12 protein-coding genes are annotated in these 12,599 nt (G+C 69.5%); 7 read left to right on the plus strand and 5 right to left on the minus strand.

The genetic code is table 11. The features are described from left to right. Nucleotides 1–6: 6 nt before the first annotated feature. From G4D86_RS39930 to G4D86_RS39945, 4 genes are all read left to right on the plus strand, one after another. Nucleotides 7–693 (plus strand): hypothetical protein, encoded by a 687-nt coding sequence (locus G4D86_RS39930; protein WP_163999545.1) that lies wholly within the window; start codon nucleotides 7–9, stop codon nucleotides 691–693. Nucleotides 694–701: 8 nt separating this feature from the next. Then, nucleotides 702–1,202 (plus strand): RNA polymerase sigma factor, encoded by a 501-nt coding sequence (locus tag G4D86_RS39935; RefSeq protein ID WP_163999546.1) that lies wholly within the window; start codon nucleotides 702–704, stop codon nucleotides 1,200–1,202. Beyond that, complete coding sequence (locus tag G4D86_RS39940; protein ID WP_163999547.1) at nucleotides 1,199–2,005, plus strand: DUF4384 domain-containing protein; 807 nt, start codon at nucleotides 1,199–1,201, stop codon at nucleotides 2,003–2,005. Before G4D86_RS39935 ends, G4D86_RS39940 begins: the two co-directional genes overlap by 4 nt. Before the next feature lie 68 nt (nucleotides 2,006–2,073). After that, nucleotides 2,074–3,624: a caspase family protein gene (locus tag G4D86_RS39945; protein WP_163999548.1), complete on the plus strand. Its 1,551-nt coding sequence runs from the start codon at nucleotides 2,074–2,076 to the stop codon at nucleotides 3,622–3,624. Here the strand turns inward: G4D86_RS39945 and G4D86_RS39950 are convergent. From G4D86_RS39950 to G4D86_RS39960, 3 genes are all read right to left on the minus strand, one after another. Next, a complete protein-coding gene (locus G4D86_RS39950) occupies nucleotides 3,558–4,007 on the minus strand; it encodes a biotin/lipoyl-containing protein (protein ID WP_240360739.1) in 450 nt (149 codons plus the stop codon). The two genes, G4D86_RS39945 and G4D86_RS39950, sit on opposite strands and share 67 nt — an antisense overlap. A gap of 219 nt (nucleotides 4,008–4,226) precedes the next feature. Next, the gene (locus G4D86_RS39955; protein WP_163999549.1) at nucleotides 4,227–5,453 is read right to left on the minus strand and encodes a hypothetical protein; all 1,227 of its coding nucleotides are present in this window, start codon (nucleotides 5,451–5,453) and stop codon (nucleotides 4,227–4,229) included. 2 nt (nucleotides 5,454–5,455) lie between these two features. After that, nucleotides 5,456–7,867, minus strand: a complete 2,412-nt coding sequence (locus G4D86_RS39960; protein ID WP_163999550.1) for an AAA family ATPase — start codon at nucleotides 7,865–7,867, stop codon at nucleotides 5,456–5,458. A gap of 258 nt (nucleotides 7,868–8,125) precedes the next feature. On the opposite strand from G4D86_RS39960, the gene G4D86_RS39965 reads away from it, so the two are divergent. Then, entirely contained in the window at nucleotides 8,126–8,674 is a 549-nt protein-coding gene (locus tag G4D86_RS39965) for a hypothetical protein (RefSeq protein ID WP_163999551.1), read from the plus strand. 180 nt (nucleotides 8,675–8,854) lie between these two features. On the opposite strand, the gene G4D86_RS39970 is transcribed toward G4D86_RS39965, so the two are convergent. Then, a complete protein-coding gene (locus G4D86_RS39970; protein WP_163999552.1) occupies nucleotides 8,855–9,097 on the minus strand; it encodes a hypothetical protein in 243 nt (80 codons plus the stop codon). A 788-nt stretch (nucleotides 9,098–9,885) separates the two neighbouring features. Here G4D86_RS39970 and G4D86_RS39975 point away from each other — a divergent pair. Together G4D86_RS39975 and G4D86_RS39980 are read left to right on the plus strand one after the other, a co-directional pair. Next, a complete protein-coding gene (locus G4D86_RS39975) occupies nucleotides 9,886–10,218 on the plus strand; it encodes a type II toxin-antitoxin system RelE/ParE family toxin (RefSeq protein WP_163999553.1) in 333 nt (110 codons plus the stop codon). A 107-nt stretch (nucleotides 10,219–10,325) separates the two neighbouring features. Next, the gene (locus tag G4D86_RS39980) at nucleotides 10,326–10,592 is read left to right on the plus strand and encodes a helix-turn-helix transcriptional regulator (RefSeq protein WP_163999554.1); all 267 of its coding nucleotides are present in this window, start codon (nucleotides 10,326–10,328) and stop codon (nucleotides 10,590–10,592) included. A gap of 416 nt (nucleotides 10,593–11,008) precedes the next feature. Here G4D86_RS39980 and G4D86_RS39990 read toward each other — a convergent pair whose 3' ends face one another. After that, the gene (locus G4D86_RS39990; RefSeq protein ID WP_163999555.1) at nucleotides 11,009–12,382 is read right to left on the minus strand and encodes a hypothetical protein; all 1,374 of its coding nucleotides are present in this window, start codon (nucleotides 12,380–12,382) and stop codon (nucleotides 11,009–11,011) included. Nucleotides 12,383–12,599: the final 217 nt, after the last annotated feature.

Raw genomic sequence — 12,599 nt, forward strand, 5'->3', positions numbered from 1 at the left:
CGTCTCATGCGCCATCCCCACGCTCCCGTGCCACTGCTCGCCCTCGGACTGTCCCTCGCCGGGAGCTCGCTGGGAGGGTGTTCCGGCGAGTACGGGCTCGCGGATGAGACGTACCCCGTCGAGCCCGTGGCCATCCTGGAAGGGGAGCTGCGCGCGGAGCTTGGCAGTGGGCAGGGGCCCACGGCGATGGCCCTCGCGTGGGCGCCGGACCTCGCCGCCACGGAGCGGCTCGCCGCGCTGCTGCGGGAGGGTGGCACCGCGTGTGGGGTGGAGCAGGGCGCCATCGTGCAGCCGCTGTCCTTCCAGCCGCACTTCCCCTCCAGCTTCGTGCTGCCCCTGGACACCACGCCGGCTCCGGCCGTCCAGCATCCGCTGGGGCCGCTCGGTGGAGCGGGCCGCGTCGCGCTGGGCCATGTCGTGTCGTTCCTGGACCGGAACCGGAACGGGGCGCTGGACGTGGGAGCGGAGCGCGTGCTCGCCACGTCGCTCGACTCGGGGTTGGCGGTGCTCTTCCTGGATGGTGCGCCCCCTGGCGAGCGCACGGGGACGTGGAGCGCGTGGCCGCGCGAGCTGCCCCAGGGATTCAGCTTCCTGGGGGCGCGCTCGACAGAGGGCGGGGCACGCGAGCTCACCGTGCTGCCGGCGCAGACCACCTCGCTGTCACTGGAGGCTTCGCGGCACGTATGCCCGTGAGCAGGTGAATGGAAGCGGCGACGCTGGAGCAGTGGTACGCGCTGTACGGCTACGCCGTGCACCGACGCTGCGTCCGCCTCCTCCAGTCCGAGGCCGAGGCGGACGATGCGCTGCACGAGGTCTTCCTGCGTGCCTGGCGCTACGCCCACACGCTCGAGGGCGAGGAGCCGCTGCCGTGGCTGTATCGCATCGCGGACCGGCACTGCGTGGACCTGCTGCGCCAACGCGCGCGCCACGTGTCCACCGAGGAGGTCCGCGCTCCCGCTGTCGACGAGCCCGTCGCTCCGGGTTCCTCCGAACAACTCCACCTGTTCGGGCAGGTGCTCGCGGCCTGCAAGGACCCCGTGCGCGATGCGGCGGTGCTCTACTATCTGGATGAGCTGACCCAGGACGAGGTAGCGGAGAGCCTCGGCTGCTCGCGCAAGACGGTGAAGGAGCGGCTGGCCCGCTTCAAGGCCGTGGGGCTCCAGCTGCTGACGGGTGGCCGGAGAAAGCGAGGCACGGGATGAACGACTTCGAGTCCCTCCGCGCCTCGCGCGAGGCGGGACACCCCTCGGCCCAGGCGCTGGAGGTGCTGGCCTTTGCGCCGCCCGGTGGGGGCTCGCAAGCACCGGACGTGGAGGCGCACGTGCGCGGCTGCGAGTCCTGCCAGGCGCGGGTGTCGCTCTTGCGCGAGGAGCGGGCCCGGTTCCTCCAGGCCCGGCCGGCGCGAGCCTTTTCGGCCCGGGTGCTGGAGTCGGCGCGTCGCCCTTCGGTGTGGGAGCGATATCGGCTGTGGCTGTTCGGGACGCTCCCCGTGGCGGTGGCCGCCGCGGTGGCGGTGGTGCTGCTGGTGAGTCCGGGAATGAGGTCCGGGAACGGAGACCGGCCCCAGGTCACCTTCAAGGGGGCGACACCGGTGCGTCTCGAGGTGCTCGTGAGCCGGGAGGGGCAGCCCGCCGCGCCGTTCCGTCCTGGCGACGTGCTTCGGGCCGGGGACGTGCTGCGCTTCCGGTCGTTCGTTCCCGAGGCGGGCCATGTCTTCATCGCCAACATCGACGACGCGGGGCAGGTCACGACGTACTTCCCCGCGAGCGGCGCACGCAGCGTGCCCGTGGAGGCAGGGGAGCAGGTGCTTCCGGGAAGCGTCACGCTGGACGACTGGACGGGAGATGAGCGCATCACCCTGTTCTTCAGCCCGGAGCCCTTGGAAGCGCGGGAGGTGGAGGCGGCGCTGCGCCGGGCCTTCGAGCGGGCCGGGGGGCTGGACTTCGAGGCCCCCGAGTTGCCGGGGCACTCCGTGTCGCACGTGCACCGGAAGGAGTCGCGGTGAGGTGGGGGGCACTGCTGGGGTTGGTGCTGAGCGTCGGAGCGGCAGCCGCGCCGGCGGCGCCACGTGGAATGAACGTTCCTTCCAACGACTGGGGACCGGGAGAGGAACAGCGGGTGGCGGTGGTGGTGGGCAGTGACGAAGGGCTGCCTGGAGAGACCCCGCTGGAGTACGCGGAGGCGGACGCGAGACGCTTCCACCAACTGCTCCTGCATGCGGGGAAGGTCGCTCCCGAGCACGCCTTCCTGGTGACGGAAGGTGGCGCGGACGGTGTCCGGCTCGCGCTGGCCCGCGCACGTGAGTTGCTGGCCCGTGCGCGGCCGAAGCGGCCCGGAGCGCTGGTGTTCTACGTCTCCGCTCATGCGGACGCCGAGGCACTGCACCTGGCGGGGACGCGCCTGCCCCTGGCCGAGCTGAAGCAGTTGCTCGCGGACATGCCGGCCACGCTGCGCCTCGCCCTCGTCGACGCATGCCGGACGCCTGTCATCACCCGGGCGAAGGGCGGGACGCCGAGCGCCGCCGAGGTCGCCGTCCGCCTGGAGGCGCCGTCCGAGGTGGAGGGCACGGTGCTGTTGATGGCCGCATCGGACGGCGAGCCCGCCCAGGAGTGGGCCTCGCTGCGTGGCGCGCTCTTCACCCATCACGTGCTGGGGGGCCTGCGTGGACTTGCGGACGTGAATGAAGATGGGGCCGTCACCCTCGCGGAGCTGTACTCGCATGCCTGGCGCCACACGCTCGCCAGCTCCACGCAGTCGGGCGCCGGAGCGCAGCACCCGAGCTTCGACATCCACCTGAGTGGCTGGGGCGAGTGGGTGCTGGCGCGTCCGGAGGGACTGGGTGCCAGCCTGGTGCTGGGAGAGGACGTGGAAGGGAGCCTCTGGGTGGCGGACCACGAGCAGGAGCTGGTGGCGGAGATCCGCAAGGCCCGAGGCACCTCCACCCGGCTGGCGGTGCGGCCCGGCCGCTACCGGGTGGTGCGTCCGGACGGCATGTTCGCGGAAGCAGCGGACGTGCTGCTGGGCTGGCGGGCGGAGCGGGTGCTGACGCGCTCCGACTTCCTGCGTGTGCCCGGCCAGCGTGCTCGGCTGAGAGGAGGTGCACCGCTGGCGCTGCGTCCCTGGGAGGCGAGCGTGGGCTACGCGGTGTCCTCCGGCTCGCTGCAAGGACTGGGGGCCGCGCACTTCGGCGAGGTGGGCCTGCGGCACCGGTGGTCGCGGACGGTGGTGCGCGCCCGGCTGGGGCTCACTCGCGCTGGCATGGAGCGCGAGTCCTTCTCCCTGTCCCAGACGGAGCTGCAGGTCGCCCTGGGGGGAGGGCTGTCGTTCCCCGCGGGGCCGGTGGAGCTGACCGCGGGAGCCGAGGCCCGGGCCACGTGGGTGTGGCAGTCCCTGCGGCGCGTGGACGAGGAACAGGCAGGACGCATCTTCGGCGTCGGAGAGGCAGGGCGCTGGGGCATCATCCCGGGCCTGGGGCCATTCGTGGCGGCGACGTACCCGCTGGCGGAGCGCCTCCAGCTCGGACTGGAAGGCGCCGCGGGTGTCACGCGCGCGCCTCGCTACGACGGAAAGGCCGAGCTCCAGCCTTCCGTCCAGCTCCGTGCCGCCGTGCACTGGGCGCTCTGAGCCCTCTCCAGCTTCATCGCCTCCAGCGTGACGAGCGGCGCGCCGGCCTCCACACGCGCCCCGGGCTTCACGTGCAGCGCGATGACCGTGCCCGGCATGCTCGCCGCCACGTGGTTCGGGTTGCCACGGTCCGCCTGCCGGCGGGCCTCCACCTTCGCCGCGCGGCTGCGGTCCCTCACCAGCACCGAGCGGTTGTGCCCGTTCAGCGCGAAGTACACCGTGCGGCACCCGTCCTCGTCCGGCTCGCCCACCGCCGACAGGCTGATGACCCGCGTCTTGCCCGGCTCCAGGTCGACCCAGATCTCCTGGCCCACCTCCCTGCCGTAGAAGTCGTTCGGCGTGGGTAGAGCGCGCTGGAGCGCCTCCAGGTCCAGCGGCGCCATGCTGGCCGATGGCCGGCCTCCACGCGCGGCAGACCCTTGATCACCGCGGCGCGCGGCCTTGCTGGCCCCGGCAGCGGCCCTCCTCGGCCCCTGTGCACCAGCCCTCACCCTCAACAGGCTTCCCATTCGCCCGATGCGTATCTCCGCGCGGCTGTTGCGCGCTTGAGCTGAAGTAGGGGCCCGGTCGATGAGAAGACGAAGGGTGGAGCACCTGAATCCTTAGAGGCCGCCGAGGAGCCCGTCGGCAACGTCGTCCGGGACCCAGCGTGCCCAGTCGACGGCGACGACGTCATCCTCTCGTCGTGGGGCTCCGGCCAGTGTGCCGGACGCGACCAGCACGGCCTGAGGCCATCCGCTCATCCACCTCGCATACTCGAGTCGATAGAGGTGCGCCTCGTGGAAGCCGGCCAGGAGGGTGTCCGGCTCTGCCGAGTGCTTGATCTCCACGACGGCACTGCGCTCCACCCCGCTGGGCAGCGCCACCTTCAGCGTGAGGTCTGGTCGCATCCTTCCGATGTGGCCGAAGTAGTGACGCGAGCCCGCTTCCACCGGCCCCGGCTCCAGGACCGTCTGGTTGTAGAAGAGCTGCACCTGTGCGCCATCGTCGCGCATGAGGATGGCGAACTCCTTCCGGCCACGCATCACGAGCGTTCGCTGCAACCTCCAGCGCCCGGGCTGACGCACCTCCAGCCGTGCCTCCAGGCACTGGAGGAGCCGGATGGCCACGGCGAGCTCGAAGCGCGTGTGGTCCTTCATCGGGACGAGCGCGCCCTCGGAGAGGAGACGCGCCAGCCGCCCGGGGTCTTCCGTGTTCAGCTTCTCCAACTGCAGGTGCCACCGCCGGGCGAGCCCATAACAGGGGTGGCGGGCCAACTCCGCAGCACGGAGATGGAACGCACCGGGACGCTCCTGGGGCACCTCTCGCAGGACGGTGGACTCCAGCAGGTGGCGGAGTTGGGCCTCACAGTCGCTCGCGTCCGCGCTCCAACCGTAGGACTCTGTAATCCTGGCGGAGCGCAGCTCGGTGAGGACGTCGATGAGTCGCTTCACGGTGGCGCGCACGAGCACCTGCTCCGGAAGGTCGAAGCGTCGACGCCGGGCACGCGTTACGAAGCGCGTGGGTTCGCCAGCGAGGTGGCGGGCCAGGGTGGCGCGCACGTCCAGGCGCCCTTGATAGCCACCCTCCCAAAGCCTCGGGTGCACCTCGGCGCGGGCCGTGAGCGTCCGGATGAGCCGGGGAAGTTGCTCCAGCGCCATCTCTCGCAGCGCGTCCATGTTTGCGGCCAGCAAGCTGGCGGCAAGGAGGAGGCGGAGCTGCTGGGGCCTGCCCGTCAGCCGCTCAAGGAAACGCGCGGCGTCGGCCGCATCGATGCGTTGCCGCTGAGACTCGGGCAGCAGGTAGCCCGGGAAGTGCCCTCGGAGGAACTCCTCCCACGCCGTACCCATGCTCAGTCCTCGCCGAGGTAGTCGGGAGGCCAGATGTCCGCGCAACGCTCACGCAGCTCGGTGAGTGCCGCATCCGCCGTCCAGCCCGTGAGCGCCTCGCGGAATAGCGCATCCACCTTGCGTGCGCGCTCCACGTCGAGGCCTTCGAGCTGGGGAAGGAGGAACATCCCCAGCGCTTCAGCGAGCGCGTCACCCGAGGCCGAGCGTCGGCGCATGTAGCGGACGATGTCGAGCGCCACAGCAGGGCCGATGTCGCGGTGCTCAAGCAACCCCTTGCGCTGGAACAGCCGCGTGAGCCGGCGCACCGCAGCCTCGTCGAGGGGCGAGTCAGGTCCCGGACCGAGTGCGGCGTGGGAAACGAGCCGCGCGTAGGCCGCATCCTCGGGGAGGCCCAGGTGGACGATGGCGAAGCGACGCTGCACCGCGTACGAAAGGCGGAAGAGCGAGGTCTTGTCCCAGGTGTTCATCGTCGCGATGACGCGGAACGTGCGAGACACCCGGTGTGAGCGCTCGCCGTCGAAGCCGATGGACACGCGGCGCCCCGCCTCCAACTCGAACGGAGTATCGGTTCCCTTGCCCGAGAGCACGGTCATCAGCTCGCCAAATGCCTTGTCCACGTCGGCGCGGTTCAATTCATCCACGAGCAGCCACTGCCAGCTCTCGACAGCGCGGAGGAAGGCACCCGGCCGGAAGCGCAGGGACTGATCACGCTCCAGCGCATAGCCACCGATGGTCTCGTAGGTCGTCCAGTCCGCGGAGGCGGTTGCTTCGAAGATGCCGTGGCAGTACCCCTCAGAGCTGGCGGCCCTGGCCAGCGCGTGTGCCAGCTCCGTTTTACCCGTCCCGGGTGGTCCGACGAGCAGCAGATGCTTTCCGGAAGAGAGCGCCGCGCAGACGCGGTCCAGCACTCCAGGCGAAAGCTCCAGGGAGCCGAGGTGCGGCTGTACGAGGGCCGTCGTGAGGTCCAGCCGGTCCGCGAGCCAACCCGCCGGTGCGGCGACGTCGGCCTTGGGAATGGATGCTGACTGCGGGACGTCCTCCACAAGCGGCTCTTGCCGCACATTGCGCCCGCGGGGTGGCGCCTCCGCGCCAGGTTCCTCTCCCATCACCTCCCGGAACGTCCGATCCTTTTGCTCCGCCTCCTCGAGAATGTCCGCGAGCTGGGCATTGAGCTGGGCGGATTCATCGGAATGCCGCTTCAGCGCCTCGATGCCCCGAGCGGTGATCACGTCGCCCTTGGACGTGCGGTCCGTGAGCCCGAGCGAGAGCAGCCAGTTCCGCCGGAAATTCGTCTGGTTGGCGGACTTCCACTGTACATCGAGCAGCCTTTCGAGCTGCCACTGCACCTCGTCAGTCCGGGTGCCCTCGCCGACCTCGACGATGACGAGCGTCGCCAGCACGCCCTCGTAGGTCTCGTGGAGCCGGTCGAAGAGGCGCAGCGGATCACCCGAAGCGCGGTATTCCTCGCCGCTGCTGGTGATGTCGAGTATCCCTCCGCTCTCCGTCGCGAAGCGCAGGTTCGTCAGCAGTCGTCGGTAGCTCACCCGGGCGGATTCACCTGACACCTCATAGCGCTCCAGGAGATAGCGCTCGAAGTCCTCCACGGTACGGGGCTGGACGGCGAGCCATTCCAGCAGTTCGTCGAGGGTCGCCTTGTACTGGCGTACGCCGCCCGGCAGTGGGAAGAGGCCCGCGAACTTCCCGGTGGGTGGAGCTTCCTCAGCCGCTTCGCTGTCATCGACTGCCGAGTCACGGATTCGAAACGGCATGCTCCCCTCCGAAGCGCCATCGTCCGTGCGCATCAGGAAAGGGAGCTTGAGCAGCGCGAGGTGGACGAGCCGCCGGAAGGCTTCAGCCGGGCTGGGACGCACCTCTGCGGTGGGCACCTGAGAGCGGAACACCTCCACGCGGGCCCTGGAGAGCAATGGGAGTCCGGACCTGCCCACCACCGCCTTCAGTGCCGCGTGGTCTCCCTGCTCAACGTATTCCTTGCGTTTGTAGATGCTGGCGTTCGCGAAGAAGGCACGCTCCTCGCCGTCTTCCGCGTCGAGGAATTGGCTGCACAGATTCATCCAGATGAGGTCCCTTGTCCGCTCCACGGGACTGACCCGGAGCGCGACATGGTGTCGATACACGTTGGCGGGCCGTGAGTAGTCCGCCTGGACGAGGAGCGTTCGCGAACCTTCCTTCCAGGAACACTCGACTTGGACCGCGCCCGGCCAGGGGCCGTCGGTGGAACCTTCCAGTACCTCTTGCCCCTCCGCGTTCAGCGTCGGGAAGAGCGGAGGAGGCAGGCGCTCGACCTTGATGTCGATGGTCGTGCCCTCGATTTCGAGCCGCAGGTCGGCTGCCGCGTCGACGATACTGCGTGCCGTGCGCAGCGCGAGGCGGTTGGCGTCTTTTCGAACCGTCATGAGTGGTCCGGACTACATCGCCGTCGCCATGCCGGACGCAATCCCGAAGAGGTAGGGGCCGGAGAAGAAAAAGAGCCCGGAACCTCTCGGCTCCGAGCCCTTCACTTCGTAGCTCGAACTCCGGGACTCGGGCCGTGGCGGACTTCACCGCCGCGAGGATCTCCCCCAAGCAGGTGCGAAGCCTGAGCCGGAGGAGGGGAGTGCGACCTTTGCCGCGACGGAGGAGGAGGCGAAGAAGGAGCGCCCGCCCCGAGTGGATTGGGCCGGGCTGCTCCACAGGAGGAGGGCGAGCCGCTGGCGCAGCAGACGGCGCGACTCACGACAGCGACCTCCCAGGGCTGTGACTACTCGGTGGCGTCGGTCCAGATGTCCGTCTCGCCGCCGCAGTGGAACATCGTGGTGACCCGCACGGGCGGCACGGCCTGCACCCTGACGACGGGCGTCTCACAGGTGGTGCAGAGCGTCCCGTTGCGCGCGCCGGCCGACGTGGCGATTGTCGGCTCGGACCTGGGACTGGCCGTGGGCCTCGTGATGCGCAATGGCTGGCGCGGCTCCGCCGCGTACATTTACGCCCTGCGCCACGTGAATCCGACGACGCTGGCCACCGTGCGCAACGCGGACATCTACTGCGACTACATGATGGGAAACATCCTCACTGGCCTCCTCAGCATCGGCTCGGCCGGCACGAGCGTCAGCGTGTACGGCACGAAGAACGGCAAGATCAACGGCCAGTCGGGCACCCGCTACAACGCGAGCTTCGCCAACGTCTTCACCAGCACCACGCCGCCGTCCATCTTCGTCTTCTGACAGCGCCGTTCTCCTGAAGAGACTCCCGCCGCCCCACGGGTTCATCCGGGTGGAGGGTGGGACCTGCGGGACGCCCGGCCCCCGCGCGGGCCTGGGCGATGCGAGGCGGGGCCACGCGTGATGCGGGTCTATCCATGTTCGGGGGATTGGGGGCGGCCCCGCCTCGCCATGGGCCCGGCGCTATTCGTACCAGGTTGGCACGATGCGCCGGATCTCCGGCAGCGCCGCGAGCCGGCAGAGCTCGTTCCACGCGGTGTCCGTCAGCGAGCCGTGGCGCGAGGTGCAGGCGGCCTCGTTGGTCGGATAGAGGAACAGCGTCTCCGTGGCCGTGTCGCAGCCCACCCGCCCGCGTGACGCCATGGTCGACACCGATGGGGCGAGCCGCTTCACCTCGGCGTGCGCGGCGGGTGCGTCCTTCGGCATGCAGAACTCGACCGCCCCATCATTCTGGCAGCCAGTTTCTCGCGTGAAGGCGAGCTTGTAAGTGGGGCAGCCGGCCGTGCCGCGCGCGGCTGCCGTGTCCGGGGAGGCACCCGGAGCCTCACCAGCGGGGATGCTGGTGCGAGACGTGCCTCAGGCCAGCAGCGCGAGCAGCGCCAGGGACGAGACCACCGACTCGCGGGGACGACGCACGATGACCACCATCCTTCGAGCGGACGGCCTCCCTCCTACCATGCCCCGCGCGGGCGAGCCCCTGGCGCTCGCTTGTCCTCCGTTGGTGAAAGCACCCTTCACCTCGTCCCATCGGGCGGCGGGGGTTGACTCGATATAACGATAGCGTTATATCATGAAGTGGCGGTCCATTGGGGATTGCCAAATGGTTGTTGGAGCGCATCCCATGGATGTCGCTACGCGACAACGCGGGAGGTAGCTCTCCTGTTCGTGCCACTCATCCGCGAGCATCGTCACCAACGAACGCTGCTCGCGTATCAGTGGCACCCACAGGAGGCACCCCTCGTTCGGGAATGCCGCTCTATGAGCTGCGCTTCCGATAGAACAGCGCGGATGCCGCCCAGCAGGCGGCACCCGGCCAGGGTTGCCATCGTTCTGCGGTGAAGCCCTGTCAACCATCGTGACCGGGAACGTGTGCAACGCTTACCTGCGGCGATCCATCGCTCGTTGGACGATGAATCGCCCCAGGTAATCACTGCACACGCTCCCTGTCAGGAGGTCACACCAAGCCATGATCCATCACCTGAAGCGCGTGAGCCATGAAACCGAGAATCTCCTTTTACGAGACGTCAGGCGGCGGCCGCCCCGTACGGAAGTACCTCCACGCGCTGGATGAGCAGGAAGCAGCGCCACTGCTGGTCGCCCTCAGGAACATCGAAACCCACGGCTTCAAGGGAACGACCGTGGTGCGTCGAGTCGTCAAGGGCAAGCTGTGGGAGCTGAAGCTGGGCAGGCACCGCATCTTCTATGTCCTCGCCAAGGGGCCAGAGTTGGTGCTGCTGCACGCCTGCAAGAAGCAGGGGCGGAGGGCACGCAAGCAGGACGTGGAGGTTGCCAGCGCCCGGATGAAGGAAGTGCTTGAGGTCAAATGAGCAGGTGTCCCGCGGTGCATCGCGCCATGGACGCGGTGCCCTGAGATTGGATGCCATTGATGCCTAGCAAGAAACGAAACCCTCACGTTGGAGGGAGTCTCCAGGAGTTGATTGAGCAGCGGATGGCGGAAAGCCCGTCCTTCGCAGCGCTCTATGCTGAAGAGTTCAACAAGCAGGCCCTGGCGTGCCAGGTCAGGGAGCTGAGAGAGAAACGGAAGCTCAGTCAGGCGGAGCTGGCCGAGTGGGTGGGGACGAAGCAGCCCGCCATTGCCCGCCTCGAAAGTGGGCGCGTCATTCCGCGAATCGACCTTCTACAGAAGATCGCGCAGGCGCTCGGCATGCGGCTTGAGGTTCGCTTCGTGAAGGCTTCTTGAGTCCGCTGCCGCCGCAAGGTTGACGATGACGGTCACGGGGCGTTGTCGTTGCGCGCTGGGGTGCTACCAGGGCACCAGCAACTCGGCAGCCGCAGCTCGGGCAGCGCGGATCAGGCCAGGGTCGGCACTCGCGGCGTGACACTTGGCACCAGCTCTCGGGGAAGCCAAGGCGCCAGGCCGTGGGCAAGCCCCGGTGCTCCAGAATCGCCCGCACCCCGGGGGCCCCCTTCACGTACGCCAAGACCCGCCGCCTCCACTGAGAAGAACGAGCCCCGTGGCGCCAGCAAGGCGTCACGGGGTTTTGTATTGCGCGGCCGAGCTCCCGCTCAGAGGTCGCTGGGGCCCTTGTGCAGAGGCGTGCTTCCCTGGCGGAAGTGCTCGCCGACAGGAGCGGCGTGTCGTGGATGGCGCCGTGGCTAGAGCCGCAGGTACAGGCCGAGCAGACCGCTGAAGTACTGGTCCATGGCGCCGCTGGCGAAGACCGGGGCCCCCTCCTGGGCGTTGGTGGTGAAGGAGTAGCGCCGCAGCTCCCCGCCCAGCCGCAGGCCCAGCATGCGCGTCAGGGCGAACTCCACCGCCAGCTCGGCATCCAGTCCGGAGCCGCCCAGCTCCGGGAAGAAGCGGTCCGAGGACAGCTCGCCGCCGCTCAGCACATGCTGGTAGCCCACCCGCGCCGCCACCGCCCACCGCTCCGTGAGCGCCTTGTACAGGCCCAGCTCCACGTGCGCGAAGCGGTAGTCCACGTCCGGCAGGGCATCCATGCCGGCCTCCGGCGTGAACTCCACCCCGAAGGTGTGGATGCCGTACAACACCCCCGGCGTCACCTCCAGCCACCGCAGCGGCAGGCGGAAGCGCAGGCCTCCCTCCAGCAACTGCGCGGTGGTGGCGTACTTCCTTCCCTCCGGGTCCAGCGAGGTCAGCCCGATGGCGCGTGAGCCCCGCACCACCACTCCCAGGTTGCGCACCATCCCATCCGTGAAGTGAGCGAGGGGGAAGTAGCCCACCGCGAGGCTCGCCGCCGCGGCATGGTCGAGGCGGTAGTTCGGCAACGAGGCGGAGCGGCCACCCGAGAAGTCGAAGCGGCGGAAGAGGCCCTGCCCGGACAGCAGCACCTCCAGGCGCGGCCCGTCCGGGGGACGCGGGCTGGCCACCTTCACTTCGGGCTTCACCGGCGCTTCCTCCTTCGCGGTGGGCTCCTTCGCGGCGGGAGCCGGCGGCTTCACCACCGCCGGACGCGGGGCCTCCGCGACGGGGGCTGGGGGGGCGACCTCTGGCTCCGGCGAAGGGGCCGGAGGAGTGACGGCGGCGGGTGGAGGCGGAGTGCGCCGCTCCCGGGCCTCCCGCAGGGCATCGCCCAGCCTGCGCTCCAGCTCACGCCGCACCTCGGGAAAGGCGCGGTTGGGGCGGATGCTCCAGCGCTCCTCCGCCAGGAGGGTGCCGTCCTTGCCGGCGTAGACGCGGACCTCCACGTCCCAGCGCTTCGTCCCCTTCACCGAGGCGGTGAGCAGCGCATCCGCGCCGAGCTTCTCGGCCAGCGTCTGCCGCTGGTCATCCGTCTTCGGCCCGCCCCGGATGCGCCGCACCTGGGCATCCACCTTCCGTGCGGGCAGCACCTCGCGCCCACGTCCCTTCTTGCCCAACTCCTGCACCAGCACCTTGCGCAGCGCCTCCGCCTGGAGGCCCTCCGGGCGCAGCACCGCCACCCGGACCTTCTGCTCCTGCGCGGCCTCGGCCGGGCGTGACAGCACCAGCGCCACCGCCAGCAACATCCACCCCAAGGCGCGGCTCACAGGGCCACCTCCTGGGAGCAGACAGGCTGGGGCGCGACGGGGAGGACACGGACGAAAGAGCAGGGACGCATGAGTGCTCGGCTTGCAGTGGCGAGAGCTGGGAGTGCTCCGCTCTCGTGGACAGGTTGACGATGCCGCTGCCCTTTCGAACCCGGCCGGCGCAGCGTAGCCGATTGCCGAGTGCATGCGCTGCTGGTTGTAGAAGACCTCTTCGCCC

Origin of the sequence: Pyxidicoccus caerfyrddinensis (assembly GCF_010894405.1) — a bacterium.
Classification (GTDB): domain Bacteria; phylum Myxococcota; class Myxococcia; order Myxococcales; family Myxococcaceae; genus Myxococcus; species Myxococcus caerfyrddinensis.

What these genes read in the sequence shown, in the direction of transcription:
- G4D86_RS39940 (WP_163999547.1), top strand. Translation starts at nt 1,199, where the DNA reads ATGAACGACTTCGAGTCCCTCCGCGCCTCGCGCGAGGCGGGACACCCC.
- G4D86_RS39950 (WP_240360739.1), bottom strand. Translation starts at nt 4,007, where the DNA reads ATGGCGCCGCTGGACCTGGAGGCGCTCCAGCGCGCTCTACCCACGCCG.
- G4D86_RS39960 (WP_163999550.1), bottom strand. Translation starts at nt 7,867, where the DNA reads ATGACGGTTCGAAAAGACGCCAACCGCCTCGCGCTGCGCACGGCACGC.
- G4D86_RS39955 (WP_163999549.1), bottom strand. Translation starts at nt 5,453, where the DNA reads ATGGGTACGGCGTGGGAGGAGTTCCTCCGAGGGCACTTCCCGGGCTAC.
- G4D86_RS39930 (WP_163999545.1), top strand. Translation starts at nt 7, where the DNA reads ATGCGCCATCCCCACGCTCCCGTGCCACTGCTCGCCCTCGGACTGTCC.
- G4D86_RS39945 (WP_163999548.1), top strand. Translation starts at nt 2,074, where the DNA reads ATGAACGTTCCTTCCAACGACTGGGGACCGGGAGAGGAACAGCGGGTG.
- G4D86_RS39975 (WP_163999553.1), top strand. Translation starts at nt 9,886, where the DNA reads ATGAAACCGAGAATCTCCTTTTACGAGACGTCAGGCGGCGGCCGCCCC.
- G4D86_RS39970 (WP_163999552.1), bottom strand. Translation starts at nt 9,097, where the DNA reads ATGCCGAAGGACGCACCCGCCGCGCACGCCGAGGTGAAGCGGCTCGCC.
- G4D86_RS39935 (WP_163999546.1), top strand. Translation starts at nt 702, where the DNA reads ATGGAAGCGGCGACGCTGGAGCAGTGGTACGCGCTGTACGGCTACGCC.